Raw genomic sequence first — 12,532 nt, forward strand, 5'->3', positions numbered from 1 at the left:
AGTTTTAAGGATTTTTATGACAGTTCGGCATTATTTTAGTGGGCTATGGCTGAGCCTGGTGTTATTACCAGGCCTGGTGTGGGCGCAATCCCCGCATCCTTTGCAGCAAGCGATTGATCAGCTGGTCACGTTTCAAGCGGATTTTGTCCAGGAGCAACCTGAAGAACATTTTTTTCGAGTTAATCGTGCGTTTGGTGAATTTTATTTAGCTCGACCGGGGATGATGCGTTGGAATTATACTCGTCCTGATCCCCAGCAAATTCTCGTTGATGGTCGTCATTTGTGGGTGTATGAACCCGAACTTGCGCAAGTGACGGTACAGCGGGTCAGTGAAATTCAAGGCGATATTCCACTGGCATGGCTATTGTTTGAGGAGCCGATTGAGCAAACCTATCGTATTATTGACGCCGGTGAGCGCAATGGTTTAACTTGGTACAACCTTAGACCGCGCCGCGCGACCTTTTTTCAAAGCATCGAAGTAGGGTTAAAAGATCAACAGATTCAGGCGGTTTGGATGTATCAGGGTGCAACAGAGGTCACTAAGGTCACCTTTAGTAATATCAAGCAAAATCAACCGATTGCCCTTGAACACTTTGAACTCCAGCTGGACGGTAGTGTGGACTATTTTGGTGAGTTTTAACCGTGTCCTTGTTTGCTAGCAGGCCTGCTTATCAACCGCTCGCTGAACGGCTGCGCCCGCAGTCTTTAACTGATTTTGTCGGGCAAGCGCATTTAGTGGCGCCGGGTCGTGCCATCGAACGTGCTTTAGCGCAGCAGCATTTGCATTCGATGATTTTTTGGGGGCCACCGGGAACGGGTAAAACGTCATTGGCCCGCTTGATCGCACAACAATCGAATCGACTGTTTTTGGCCTTGTCTGCGGTGTTGGATGGGGTGAAAGAGGTCCGCAAAGCCGTTGACCAGGCGCAAGCTGAGCGTGAATTGACTGGCCAGTCGGCGTTACTGTTTGTGGATGAAGTTCATCGTTTCAATAAGGCGCAGCAAGATGCGTTTTTGCCTTATGTAGAAGATGGCACGATTATTTTTATTGGTGCGACCACCGAAAATCCGTCATTTGAACTAAATCGAGCTTTGTTATCGCGAGCGCGTGTCTATGTACTTGAACCCTTGACTCAGGCCGATTTAAACCCCTTGATTGATCGCGCTGCTGATGTGTTAGCAACCGAGCTGGGTCAAAGCATCCTGCTCGAAGATGACGCCAAAACCTGGCTGTTAAATGCCGCCGACGGTGATGCGCGGCGTTTATTGAATAGCCTAGAGCAAGTGATAGATTTTGCAGAACATAGCTCAGCAGGCCTGGTGATTAAGGCTGATATCTGTCGCAAAGTGATAGCCCGTGGCTTGGCTGGATTTGATAAGCAAGGTGATGCCTTTTATGATCAAATATCGGCATTGCATAAATCGGTTCGTGGCTCCGATCCTCAAGCTGCCTTGTATTGGCTGACGCGCATGCTAGCTGGTGGGGCTGATCCTCGTTATTTGGCACGACGGTTAATTCGCATGGCCTCAGAAGAAATAGGCAATGCCGATCCACGTGCGTTGGCGACGACCATTGATGCGGCGCAGGCGTATGAACGTTTGGGTTCACCAGAAGGGGAGTTAGCGCTTGCGCAAGCAGCGGTTTATTTGGCGGTTTCACCCAAATCAAATGCAGTGTATCTGGCTTATAAAAAGGCGTTAAGCTGTGCTAAGGATACCGGACATTTGCCTGTGCCAAAGCATTTGCGTAATGCGCCAACCGAATTAATGAAGCAGTTGGACTATGGCGAAGGTTATCGCTATGCACATGATGAAACAGATGCTTTTGCCGCTGGTGAGTGCTACTTTCCGGATGCCATGTCAGAGCACGCGTTTTATCAACCGGTAGAACGTGGCTTAGAAATTAAAATTAACGCCAAACTGGCAGAATTAGCTGAATTAAATCGCCAATCACCTTTGCAAAGACGGAAGAAGGGGGGGCGATGACCTTGATGTTTTGGTTAGCCATCGCCTTGGGTGGGGCATTAGGCGCTCTGGCGCGCTTTGCGATGTCGCATGCCACCTATGAGTGGTTGGGACGGGATTTTGCTTGGGGTACGCTGGGTGTCAATGTCACTGGTTCATTTTTTGTCGGTCTATTAACTCTGTTATTGTTAGATAAGTGGGCGGTATCGGCGGAGTGGAAAGCGTTTTTAATTGTTGGATTTTTAGGTTCATTTACCACCTTTGCCACTTTTTCTTATGAAACCCTGCAGTTTATTCAGCTAGGTGAGTGGTTAAAGGCCGTGCTTAATATCCTTGCCAGTGTGTTATTAAGTATCCTGGCGGTATTGATCGGTTTTTGGGTGGCAAAGCAATTTTTAGTTTTATAAAACAGGTAATACAGAGAGTAGTATGTTAGATACCAAACAACTTCGTAATGACATGGATCAGGTTCTAGCGGGTCTGGCCAAGCGCAATTTCTCGTTTGATTATGCACAATTTCAAACCCTTGAAGCGCAACGCAAACAATTGCAAACTCAAACAGAAACCTTGCAAGCGCAGCGTAACCAAAGTGCTAAGTCTATTGGTCAGGCCAAAGCACGCGGAGAAGACATTGCTCCCTTGCTAGCCTCGGTTGAAGATTTAGGCGAGCAGCTTGAGCGTAATAAACAGGCATTAGATTCAGTGCAGCAGCAACTTGAACAGCTGTTATTGTCTATTCCAAATTTACCCCATGACTCGGTGCCAGCTGGCTTGGATGAGACGGGTAATATCGAAGTGTCACGCTGGGGAACGCCGCGTGAATTTGATTTTACGCCTTTGGATCATGTTGCGATTGCCGAGCAACGCGGCTGGTATGACAATGACGCCGCCACAAAAATTAGTGCTGGACGTTTTGCGGTGTTAAAAGGGCCGATGGCACGCCTGCAGCGTGCTTTGACGCAATTCATGTTAGATACCCATAGCCAAATTCATGATTATGAAGAAGTCTATGTTCCCTATCTGGTTAATCAAGATAGTTTGTTTGGTACCGGACAGTTGCCGAAGTTTGCCAAGGATTTATACAAAATAGAAAAAGATGCTGAACATGATACTAGCGACCGTGATTTGTATCTAATCCCGACCGCTGAAGTGCCGATTACTAATCTGGTGCGCGGTGAAATTGTCGATGCGGCAAACTTGCCGTTAAAATTTGTCGGTCATACGCCGTGTTTTCGTTCTGAGGCCGGTTCTTATGGTCGCGATGTGAAGGGTTTAATTCGACAGCATCAGTTTGAAAAGGTTGAACTTGTGCAGCTGGTTCATCCAAACGATTCCTATATGGCCTTAGAGGCGTTGACTGAACATGCCGCATCGATTTTAGAAGCTTTGGAATTGCCTTATCGTAAAGTCTTATTGTGTGCCGGTGACATGGGCTTTTCAGCGGCAAAAACCTACGATTTAGAAGTATGGTTGCCAGGGCAGCATGCCTACCGGGAAATTTCGTCTTGTTCAAATTTTGAGGATTTTCAAACGCGTCGCATGATGGCGCGTTATCGAGAAGACCAAGATAAGCCGCAGCTATTGCATAGTCTTAATGGTTCAGGTTTAGCGGTTGGGCGCACTTTATTAGCGGTTTTAGAAAACCACCAACAAGCAGATGGCCGTATTGCCATTCCAGCCGCGCTGCAGTCTTATATGGGCGGACTCACGCATATATAAAAACTCGCAAAAACAGCGAACGGGTGTTGCAAAGTCATTTTTTTGCTCTATAATACGCCCACATAACAAAGGTGGACTGGCTGAGTGGTTTAAGGCGGCGGTCTTGAAAACCGTTGTAGGTTAATAGCCTACCTGGGGTTCGAATCCCTAGTCCACCGCCATTATTCTTTAAAAACCCGACATTGTTCGGGTTTTTTTATATCTTAAACTTCGCTCCATTATTAAAGCCCAACCAATAAATATTGGGAAATTCTTTGCCATGACAACCCCTCAAACCTTCAATATTGCTGATATTTTATTGTTTGACGCGATTAAGCATTCAGATGAGCGTGGTGATTTCTGTGAAACATTTCGCCAGGCCTGGTTAACCGAGGCGCTTGGACAGAAGGTGAATTTTTGTCAGCATAATCTTGTCAGTTCTAAACAGGGCGCTTTACGTGGCATGCATTTTCAGCGTGCGCCTTATGGACAAGCCAAATTGTTACAGGTGTTAGAGGGAGAAATTTTTGATGTCATGGTTGATTTGCGCCGCTCAAGTCAAACTTTTGGCCAACATCTTGCGCTTAGACTGACCGCCGACCAACCACAAACCCTTTATATTCCAGCAGGCCTGGCGCATGGCTATTTAGTATTGAGTGAAGTAGCCAAAGTGTTTTATCAGGTAGATGGTTATTATCAACCTGAAGCCGATGCCGGCTTGGCCTATGACGATCCGTCTTTAGCCATAAACTGGCCCAAATTAGCTTGTCCCTATTTGCTATCGGCCAAAGATCAGCAGCATCCGACCCTATCCGAACTTGATGCGATGGGTGGTTTGTTTGACTAATCGTATCTTAGTGGTGGGTAAAACCAGCCAGTTGGGGCAAAGTTTGCAAAAATTAGTGGGTCAAGCTTATCACAAGCAAGCTTTACGTCTTTGCGAGCGAAGCGAAGCCATCTCGCTTGCCGGCTATGACTTCAGCTTTGTGGGTCGTGATACCCTCGATTTAGCAAACCCGTCGGCAATAGATGCCTTTTTTACGCACCATCGGTTCGATGTGGTTATCAATTGTGCCGCTTATACCAATGTTGATCAAGCAGAGTTGGAACCTGAACTGGCTAATCAAATTAATTATTTGGCGGTCAAACAGCTTGCTAAATGGGCCAAGCTTCACAAGAGCTTCCTAATTCATATCAGCAGCGATTATGTGTTTGATGGCACAGCTACACGACCTTATCTTGAAAGTGATCTGCCCAATCCAATCAATTGCTACGGCCAGTCTAAACTTAAGAGTGAGCAGGCCTGCTTGTTCATCAATCCGCGCGGGGTCATTATTCGCACCAGTTGGTTGTTTTCCGAATTTGGCCATAACTTTGTTAAGACGATGCTGAGGTTGGGAGTAATGCGCGAAACGCTGGCCGTCGTGAGTGATCAGTTGGGTAGCCCGACCTATGCAACAGATTTGGCGCAAGCGGTGCTTAGCGTTATTGCGCACACTGCGAAGTCAGCATCTTCAAATATGGAAATCTATCATTTCACTAATGCGGGTGTTTGTTCATGGTACGATTTTGCACAGGCTATTTTTGAGCTTAAAGCGATAGATTGTCAACTCAAGCCAATTACGAGCGAAGACTATGCCGCGATAGCCAAACGTCCTGCCTATACTGAGCTAAATAACGCTAAAATAATGCGATTACCAGGCCTGCTAAGGCGGCCCTGGCAAGAAGCCCTAACTGAGTGTTTAACTGAGATAAATCATGTCAACCCATCAACAACTACTCAATAAACTAGAAAGACGCGCGCTGAACTTTTCAGTGTGGGGTAATGTGTTTATGGTGATCATTGGGGTAGGTTTTGCCATTGTCAGTGCCTCAGAAGCCATTATGTTGGACGGCTTGTATTCGTTTATCCACCTTTTGATTGCACTGTTAACCATTCGAGTTTCAAAGCTAGTCATGAAACCGAGTAATGATGACTATCCTTTTGGCTACTGGATGTATGAGCCGATGATTAATCTCGCCAAGGGCTTAATGATTATCACCCTGCTGGCTTTGGCCTTGTTTAATGCGTTTGCAGCCCTTTATTCCGGTGGCAATGACGTGGTGTTGGACATGGCTATTTTTTATGCGGTATTAGCCACAGTAGGTTGTTTTGTATCGGCATGGATTGTGGGGCGATTAGGCGAGCGTGCGCAATCACCACTCGCCATGGTTGATGCAAAAAACTGGCTCGTCGATGGCTATATTTCGGCGGCGATGTTGGTTGTATTTATCGCCGCCTATTTTGTATTGGATACGCAATGGGCGCATTGGGTGCCTTATTTTGATCCTATTATGGTTATCGTGTTAGTTGCTTTAATTGTGGTTGTGCCACTTAGCATTATGCGTGATGCCTGGCATGAAATTGTTGGCAAGCACCCAGGTGATGATATTGAAGACACTATTCGAGACTTAATTGACTCGGTGATTAGCACTGCACTGCATAATGGCTATCGGTTGCGTTTGGTGATGACGGGGCGTTTTTTATTAGTGCATATCTATTTCAAAGTCGAGGCTGACAGTCCATTAAATAGCATTGAAGCCTTGGATGACGTGCGCGAACAGCTATACCAAGCCTTTCGTAAGCACTATCCGTTTGTTGCAATGGATGTGGTATTTACCCAGCAAGACAAATGGCAAAAAATTGCCACCGGGGAAAGTGAGTTCGTTCAATCTCAGCAGTAGAGCGTATAATCTGTGAGTGAGAGTTTATTTGACTTAAAGGGGGAGTTATGTCTAAAAAAGTTTATTGTATTGCACAGTTTTTACCCAAGCCTGGGCAAGAGGCCGCCTTGTTTAAGGTGCTACAGCAGCTTGAGCCAAATACCTTGCGTGAAGATGGCTGTATTCAGTATCGGGTTACACGTCAAATAGCCAGTCCGTTTGCGGAAGGAAAAAGTTTTCCGATTGTTTTTAATGAGGTTTGGCAGGATCTGGCCCATTTTGAAGCCCATTGCCAGCGTCAGGAAATCCAAGACTTTTTTGCACAATATTGCTTAGCCGAAGATGGTCTAGCTGCCGAGTGGAATGTGTGTGTTTATTCCGATGAACCAATAGACTGGGATGCGTCGAAATTATAAAAACGCTTATTGTCGTGCTTGCTATTCCAATTAAAGGCGTTATAATTCACGCACGTTCGGGGCATGGCTCAGCCTGGTAGAGCACCGTCATGGGGTGGCGGGGGTCGTAGGTTCAAATCCTACTGTCCCGACCAAAATTTAAAGGCACCTATAACTTGGATTATAGGTGCCTTTTTTATGCAGCAGTTTTCAAGTTGTCTATGACCATATCATTCAACCCAAATACTCCATTAACCTTTCCGTAAAGGCCTGTTGTTGTGCTTCGCCTAGCGCACGGTTATCAATATCACTGACTAAAAAAATGTCTTCTGCTTTTTCACCAATCGTAACGATTTTGGCATCATGCAAGCGTATTTTGCCATCACGTAGCGCCCGGCCTACCTTCGATAGCAGGCCTGGTATGTCCTTGGTAATCAGCGTCAGTTCGGTGAGTTGCGCTGACAGGGCTTTAAAGTTTATTTCAGTGGGTGTACTGAAGTGTTTAATCCGCCGTGATCGGCTGTGATTAATGACGGGCGTCAATCCGCCTTCCGTGGCCAGTTGTTCTTCTAGCTGATAGCGAATTTGCGCTAAAGCGTCAGGTGATTGCACAGGTTGATTTTGTCGATCAAGAAAGTAAAACAAGACCAAAGTACGATTATCATTGCTGGTATAGACCTTCGCTTCGACTACGGTTAAGTCTAGGCTCTCAAAAACTTGGGTGATTTGGGCAAACAAAAAATCACGATTTTTCGCTAGTAAAATCAGTTCAGAGGCCCCGCGATAGCTGGTGGCGTTAATCTCGATAATCGCTGCCTTATCTAGATGAGGGGCCAATAAGCAGGTCAGGCGAGTGAGGTCTTGCGGCGAATGGCGATTAAAGAACTGGGTATCTTGAAAGGCTTGCCAAAGCGCTTGATAGTTTTGCGGTTTAAGACCTTGTTTGATCAGCATCTCGCGAGCACGCTCTTGGTGAATCAGGGCTTTTTTAGCCTTGTCACGCGGAATTTCTTCGGCCTTGTCGAGCGCACTCGCGGTTTCGTTATAAAGTTCTAAAAACAGCACGTTTTTCCAGTCGTTCCAGACTTCCTTTGACGTTGAGCGCACATCGGCCAGCGTTAGTAAATATAAATAATCGAGGCGTTCGCGGGTGGCGACAAATTGGCGAAAGTTTTCGATCACCTCAGGGTCGGCGAGGTCTTTGCGTTGGGCAATCGTAGAAAACTCAAGGTGATAGCGTACTAGCCAAGCAATCAGTTCGATATCACGCTGAGGAAGGTTGTGGGCTTGAGCAAATTCACGCGCATCAACCTCGCCTAAAATTTCATGAGGACCTTTGCGCCCTTTGGCAATATCATGAAACAGCGCGGCTAAAAATAACACCTCAGGTTTAGCGATGGTGTTAGCGATGCGATGCGCTGTCGGGAATTCATAGGCATATTTATCAATAAAGAGTCGGCGCAAATTACGAATCACTAAAAGGGTGTGTTCATCTACCGTGTAGGCATGAAAGATATTAAATTGCATTAGGCCGCTAATTTGGTGAAACGCCGGAATGTAGGCCGCGAGTAAGCCGTAGCTGTGCATCCGTTTAAGCGCCGCATTAACTCCATTGGGTTGGCGAAAGATTTCAATGAATAAGGCTTTGTTAATGGGATCTTGGCGAAAGTTTTGATCAATTAAATGCAGGGCGTTGCGTAACAGCCGAATGGTACGGGCGCGAATACCCTGTATTTTTGGGTTGTCTTCAAGAATAATAAATATTTCGAGTAGGGCGGTGGGAAAGTCATTGAAAACTTGATCATGACAAACATCCAAGTAACCATTACGTTGCTGAAAGCGACTGTTGATAGGCAAGATATCACGTTGCGCATTGTCAAAAATATCTTCTAAAAAGTGTTGTAACAAAATTTCATTCAGTTTAACGACGGCTTGAACATTGCGGTAATAACTATTCATGAATTGTTCGACGGCCAATTTTTCATCGGTATTTTCGTAACCGAGCACCTGCGCGAGCTGCTGCTGGTGATCGAACAACAGCCGGTCTTCGCGGCGTTTTTTAAGTCGATGCAGGATAAATCGCGCGCGATTTAAAAATTTATAGGCGGCATCAAGTTCGCGGTATTCATCTGGCGTGATAAATGCGTTTTGAACCAGTTGATGCAGGCTTGATGCGCGGTAATGGCGTTTAGCGACCCAGATGATGGTTTGAATATCACGTAACCCGCCTGGGCTTTCTTTTAAATTGGGTTCGAGTTGGTAAACCGTGTCGTTAAATCGGCGGTGCCGTGCGGTTTGCTCATCTATCTTGGCTTGGTAAAAGGCCTGGCTGGGCCAAAAACTGTCTTCTCGCCACAGATTTTGCAGTTGTTCATAAAGCGGGTAGTGACCGGTAATCCAGCGTGCTTCCAGTAGGTTAGTGGCGGTCGTAATGTCTTCTTGACCAGCCTCGATACACTCCTCAAGGGTGCGAATGGCATGGCCCACTTCTAATCCCAAATCCCACAAGAAACGAATAAAATCGCTCAGTGCCATGTTTTCTGCTTCAATCTGTGTTTCAGACCCGTCCAGTGGCGGGCGCATAATCAAAATATCGACATCGGAGTAGGGGTGGAGCTCACCACGGCCATAGCCCCCGACTGCAATGAGTGCAAACCTATCGGTTTTAAAATGATGATGCCAAATTTTCTTGAGAATTTGATCAATAAAGGTGGCGCGTTCTCTAATTAAAGCAGAAACCGGATGGCCCTGATCAAAGCGTTCAAATTGGGTGTCATTAAATTGCGTGAGCATAGCGCGACCGACTTTAGCCGCTTGCTGCGGATCATTGAGCGCTTGCATGAAATTAATGGGCGGGTTGGCCGTTGTCATCTATCAACCTTTTAATTAAAAGTAGGGCGTTGCTCACCTTGACGCAGGGTTAAAACTTCCACGCCATCAGGCGTGACGAGCAATGTATGCTCCCATTGTGCAGACAATTTACGGTCCTTAGTAACAACGGTCCAATTGTCGCCTAATAATTTGACGTCATGTTTGCCCAAGTTAATCATAGGCTCAATTGTAAAGGTCATGCCAGGTTTAAGAATAATGTCTTTCAGCTCTTCCGCAGCATAGTGCAATACTTGAGGTGATTCATGGAACTCCTGGCCAATACCATGGCCACAATAGTCTCTAACTACGGAGCAGTGGTGAGCGTGAGCGTGCATTTCAATAGCTTTAGCCACATCATAAAGTGACGCATTGGGTTTAACTTGATCAATACCTTGCCATAAACACTCATACGCCACCTGGCAAATACGATGCGCAAAGGGTTTGGCATCATCCATGATAAACATTTGACTGGTGTCCCCATGAAAACCATCTTTAATGACGGTCACATCAATATTAATGATGTCACCTTTTTTAAGCTTTTTATCGTTGGGTATACCGTGGCAAACTACATGATTCAGCGATGTGCAGATGGATTTAGGGTAGCCGTGATAACCCAGGGTCGCAGGAATGGTACCTTGGACTTGGGTCATATAATCGTGGGCAAGCTGATTCAGTTCTTCAGTAGTAACCCCGACTTTAACATTTGGGGCCAGGTATTCTAAAACTTCGGCGGCCAGGCGGCTGGCGATGCGCATTTTGGCTTGTTGTTCGGCATTTTTTAAAATAATCGACATAGATAATCTTTATTCTTGATAGGTTTAAATCACAGTGTTGAAATTAATTTATGTGCCAAGTCTAGCAGATTCCTTGCCTAAAATGGGAGGTTATGGTATAAATGCGCCGCGCTTTAAAGCGTGATCTTTTTTTAAAAAAACACACGCGTTTTGTAACCTTGTTCGGGGTGCTTTAAGTTAAAGCCGATGCTTTAGTTGAAGTTCGAGCAAGATGGAAACGCGGAGGCCTAACCCCACATTGGAGAAAATCATGGCAAAAGTTACTATGCGTCAAATGTTAGAAGCCGGGTGTCACTTTGGACATCAAACTCGCTACTGGAACCCAAAAATGGGTCAATACATCTTTGGCGCACGCAACAAAATTCATATCGTTAACCTAGAAAAAACCTTACCTATGTTTAACGACGCGTTAAATTTCGCGGGTTCGGTTGTGGCTAACAAAGGCAAAATCTTATTTGTAGGCACCAAGCGCGCTGCGCGTGAAGTTGTGGCACAAGAAGCTACCCGTTGTGGTATGCCTTATGTAAACCACCGTTGGTTGGGTGGTATGTTAACTAACTTCAAAACCATCAAACAGTCAATCAAGCGTCTTAAAGAGCTTGAAACTATGTCACAAGATGGTACGTTTGAAAAAATCACCAAGCGTGAAGTTTTAACCCTAACCCGTGAAATGGAAAAGCTAGAATTGTCTTTAGGCGGGATCAAAGACATGCGCGCTATGCCTGATGCTATTTTTGTTATCGATACCGGTAACGAAGATATCGCGATTCTAGAAGCTAGAAAGCTTGGTATTCCAGTTATTGGTGTGGTTGATACCAATAACAACCCAGACGGTGTTGATTACATTATTCCTGGTAACGATGATGCGATTCGTGCCATCAAACTATACCTAGAATCAATGGCTGATGCTGTATTAGAAGCAAAAGCAACAATTACAACCGGTGCCGCTGACGAGTTTGTTGAAGCGCCAGAAGAAGTGGAAGCAACCGCTTAATTATTACGCTTATAGTTGCAGGTCGGCTGAATAAGCTGGCCTGCTTTCCCTAAAAATCAAATCAAAAAAGGAAGAGATATGGCTGTTTCTGCCGCTTTAGTGAAAGAGTTACGTGAGCGTACCGGTGCCGGTATGATGGATTGTAAAAAAGCCTTGGATGAAACCCAGGGTGATTTAGACGCTGCGATTGAATTTTTGCGTGTAAAAGGTATGGCTGGGGCTGATAAGAAAGCCGGTCGTGTTGCCGCTGAAGGTGTGATTGCGATTGCGATTTCCGATGATAAAAAATCTGCCGCGATTGCTGAAGTTAACTGTGAAACAGACTTTGTGGCAAAAGGCGACGAATTTCAAGGTTTTGCAAATGAAGTTGCTCGTATTGCCTTAGCCAACCAAATGGTATCGATTGAAGATTTGGGCAATCAAATGATGGTATCAGGCAAAACGGTTGATGAAACACGTCGTGCATTAGTGGCTAAAATTGGCGAAAACATGCAAGTTCGTCGTATTGAGTTAGTTGCAACAGATTCAGGCGAAATTGGTAGCTATCAGCACGGTGAAAAAATTGGTGTAGTGGTTGCCATGAATCAAGGCAATGACGGCTTAATTCGCGATGTGGCTATGCATGTTGCGGCGACTAAGCTACAAGCCATTTCGGCTGATGACCTTGACCAAGCTGTAGTACAAAAAGAGCGCGATATTCTAACTGATCAAGCGAAAGAAAGCGGTAAGCCAATGGAGATTATTGAAAAAATGATCGAAGGGCGTATTCGTAAGTTCTTGCAAGAAATTACCTTGCTAGGTCAGCCGTTCGTTAAAGATCCAGATCAAACTGTTGAAGCCTTGTTAAAGCAAAGCAATGCAACGGTGACGCGCTTTATCCGTTTAGAAGTGGGTGAAGGCATTGAGAAGCAAACTGTTAACTTTGCTGAAGAAGTTGCCTTAGCGGCAAAAGCAGCACAAGGTTAATTGTTATGCCTAAAGGCCCTGTTGGTTTGAGCTGATATGTCAGCTTAAATCTCAGGGCTTTTTGTTAGCTGTTGTTTAGTTGTTGTATTGAGTGATGAGCGTTAAAGGGATGAAAATTGTGTTGTCTTATTGTTGTCTTGTTAACA

12 protein-coding genes and 2 tRNA genes are annotated in these 12,532 nt (G+C 45.5%); 12 read left to right on the forward strand and 2 right to left on the reverse strand.

What is annotated here, in order from left to right; translation table 11 throughout:
- Positions 1 to 16 precede the first annotated feature (16 nt).
- The 10 genes from lolA to THIAE_RS03930 all read left to right on the forward strand — a co-directional run bounded on the left by lolA (position 17) and on the right by THIAE_RS03930 (position 6,916).
- Complete coding sequence (gene lolA, locus THIAE_RS03885) at positions 17 to 640, forward strand: outer membrane lipoprotein chaperone LolA (RefSeq protein ID WP_006459161.1); 624 nt, start codon at positions 17 to 19, stop codon at positions 638 to 640.
- A gap of 2 nt (positions 641 to 642) precedes the next feature.
- Positions 643 to 1,986: a replication-associated recombination protein A gene (locus THIAE_RS03890; protein WP_006459160.1), complete on the forward strand. Its 1,344-nt coding sequence runs from the start codon at positions 643 to 645 to the stop codon at positions 1,984 to 1,986.
- Positions 1,983 to 2,372 carry a fluoride efflux transporter CrcB gene (gene crcB / locus THIAE_RS03895; protein ID WP_006459159.1) on the forward strand — a complete coding sequence of 130 codons (390 nt, stop codon included), beginning with the start codon at positions 1,983 to 1,985 and terminating at the stop codon, positions 2,370 to 2,372. Before THIAE_RS03890 ends, crcB begins: the two co-directional genes overlap by 4 nt.
- Positions 2,373 to 2,394: 22 nt before the next feature.
- Positions 2,395 to 3,684 (forward strand): serine--tRNA ligase, encoded by a 1,290-nt coding sequence (gene serS, locus THIAE_RS03900; protein ID WP_006459158.1) that lies wholly within the window; start codon positions 2,395 to 2,397, stop codon positions 3,682 to 3,684.
- Positions 3,685 to 3,754: 70 nt separating this feature from the next.
- A tRNA-Ser gene (locus tag THIAE_RS03905) sits at positions 3,755 to 3,845 on the forward strand.
- Positions 3,846 to 3,943: 98 nt separating this feature from the next.
- Positions 3,944 to 4,510, forward strand: a complete 567-nt coding sequence (gene rfbC, locus THIAE_RS03910) for a dTDP-4-dehydrorhamnose 3,5-epimerase (protein WP_006459157.1) — start codon at positions 3,944 to 3,946, stop codon at positions 4,508 to 4,510.
- Complete coding sequence (gene rfbD, locus THIAE_RS03915; protein WP_025299297.1) at positions 4,503 to 5,450, forward strand: dTDP-4-dehydrorhamnose reductase; 948 nt, start codon at positions 4,503 to 4,505, stop codon at positions 5,448 to 5,450. The genes rfbC and rfbD overlap by 8 nt, the downstream gene beginning before the upstream one ends.
- Complete coding sequence (locus THIAE_RS03920) at positions 5,422 to 6,387, forward strand: cation diffusion facilitator family transporter (RefSeq protein ID WP_006459155.1); 966 nt, start codon at positions 5,422 to 5,424, stop codon at positions 6,385 to 6,387. Before rfbD ends, THIAE_RS03920 begins: the two co-directional genes overlap by 29 nt.
- Before the next feature lie 47 nt (positions 6,388 to 6,434).
- Entirely contained in the window at positions 6,435 to 6,782 is a 348-nt protein-coding gene (locus tag THIAE_RS03925) for a putative quinol monooxygenase (RefSeq protein WP_006459154.1), read from the forward strand.
- 57 nt (positions 6,783 to 6,839) lie between these two features.
- Positions 6,840 to 6,916, forward strand: a tRNA-Pro gene (locus THIAE_RS03930).
- A 79-nt stretch (positions 6,917 to 6,995) separates the two neighbouring features.
- Here THIAE_RS03930 and glnD read toward each other — a convergent pair.
- Both glnD and map read right to left on the reverse strand, forming a co-directional pair.
- Complete coding sequence (gene glnD / locus THIAE_RS03935; RefSeq protein WP_006459153.1) at positions 6,996 to 9,632, reverse strand: [protein-PII] uridylyltransferase; 2,637 nt, start codon at positions 9,630 to 9,632, stop codon at positions 6,996 to 6,998.
- A gap of 11 nt (positions 9,633 to 9,643) precedes the next feature.
- The gene (map, locus tag THIAE_RS03940) at positions 9,644 to 10,426 is read right to left on the reverse strand and encodes a type I methionyl aminopeptidase (protein ID WP_006459152.1); all 783 of its coding nucleotides are present in this window, start codon (positions 10,424 to 10,426) and stop codon (positions 9,644 to 9,646) included.
- A 250-nt stretch (positions 10,427 to 10,676) separates the two neighbouring features.
- Between map and rpsB the strand changes: the two genes are divergently transcribed.
- Positions 10,677 to 11,420: a 30S ribosomal protein S2 gene (gene rpsB / locus THIAE_RS03945; RefSeq protein ID WP_006459151.1), complete on the forward strand. Its 744-nt coding sequence runs from the start codon at positions 10,677 to 10,679 to the stop codon at positions 11,418 to 11,420.
- A 78-nt stretch (positions 11,421 to 11,498) separates the two neighbouring features.
- A complete protein-coding gene (gene tsf / locus THIAE_RS03950) occupies positions 11,499 to 12,386 on the forward strand; it encodes a translation elongation factor Ts (protein ID WP_006459150.1) in 888 nt (295 codons plus the stop codon).
- Positions 12,387 to 12,532 lie beyond the last annotated feature (146 nt).

The sequence above is a fragment of the Thiomicrospira aerophila AL3 genome, assembly GCF_000227665.2.
In the GTDB taxonomy this organism is placed as follows: Bacteria; Pseudomonadota; Gammaproteobacteria; order Thiomicrospirales; family Thiomicrospiraceae; genus Thiomicrospira; species Thiomicrospira aerophila.

Coding starts and splice junctions, on each gene's coding strand:
- lolA (WP_006459161.1), top strand. CDS start 17: ATGACAGTTCGGCATTATTTTAGTGGGCTATGGCTGAGCCTGGTGTTA.
- crcB (WP_006459159.1), top strand. CDS start 1,983: ATGACCTTGATGTTTTGGTTAGCCATCGCCTTGGGTGGGGCATTAGGC.
- serS (WP_006459158.1), top strand. CDS start 2,395: ATGTTAGATACCAAACAACTTCGTAATGACATGGATCAGGTTCTAGCG.
- rfbC (WP_006459157.1), top strand. CDS start 3,944: ATGACAACCCCTCAAACCTTCAATATTGCTGATATTTTATTGTTTGAC.
- THIAE_RS03920 (WP_006459155.1), top strand. CDS start 5,422: ATGTCAACCCATCAACAACTACTCAATAAACTAGAAAGACGCGCGCTG.
- THIAE_RS03925 (WP_006459154.1), top strand. CDS start 6,435: ATGTCTAAAAAAGTTTATTGTATTGCACAGTTTTTACCCAAGCCTGGG.
- glnD (WP_006459153.1), bottom strand. CDS start 9,632: ATGACAACGGCCAACCCGCCCATTAATTTCATGCAAGCGCTCAATGAT.
- map (WP_006459152.1), bottom strand. CDS start 10,426: ATGTCGATTATTTTAAAAAATGCCGAACAACAAGCCAAAATGCGCATC.
- rpsB (WP_006459151.1), top strand. CDS start 10,677: ATGGCAAAAGTTACTATGCGTCAAATGTTAGAAGCCGGGTGTCACTTT.
- tsf (WP_006459150.1), top strand. CDS start 11,499: ATGGCTGTTTCTGCCGCTTTAGTGAAAGAGTTACGTGAGCGTACCGGT.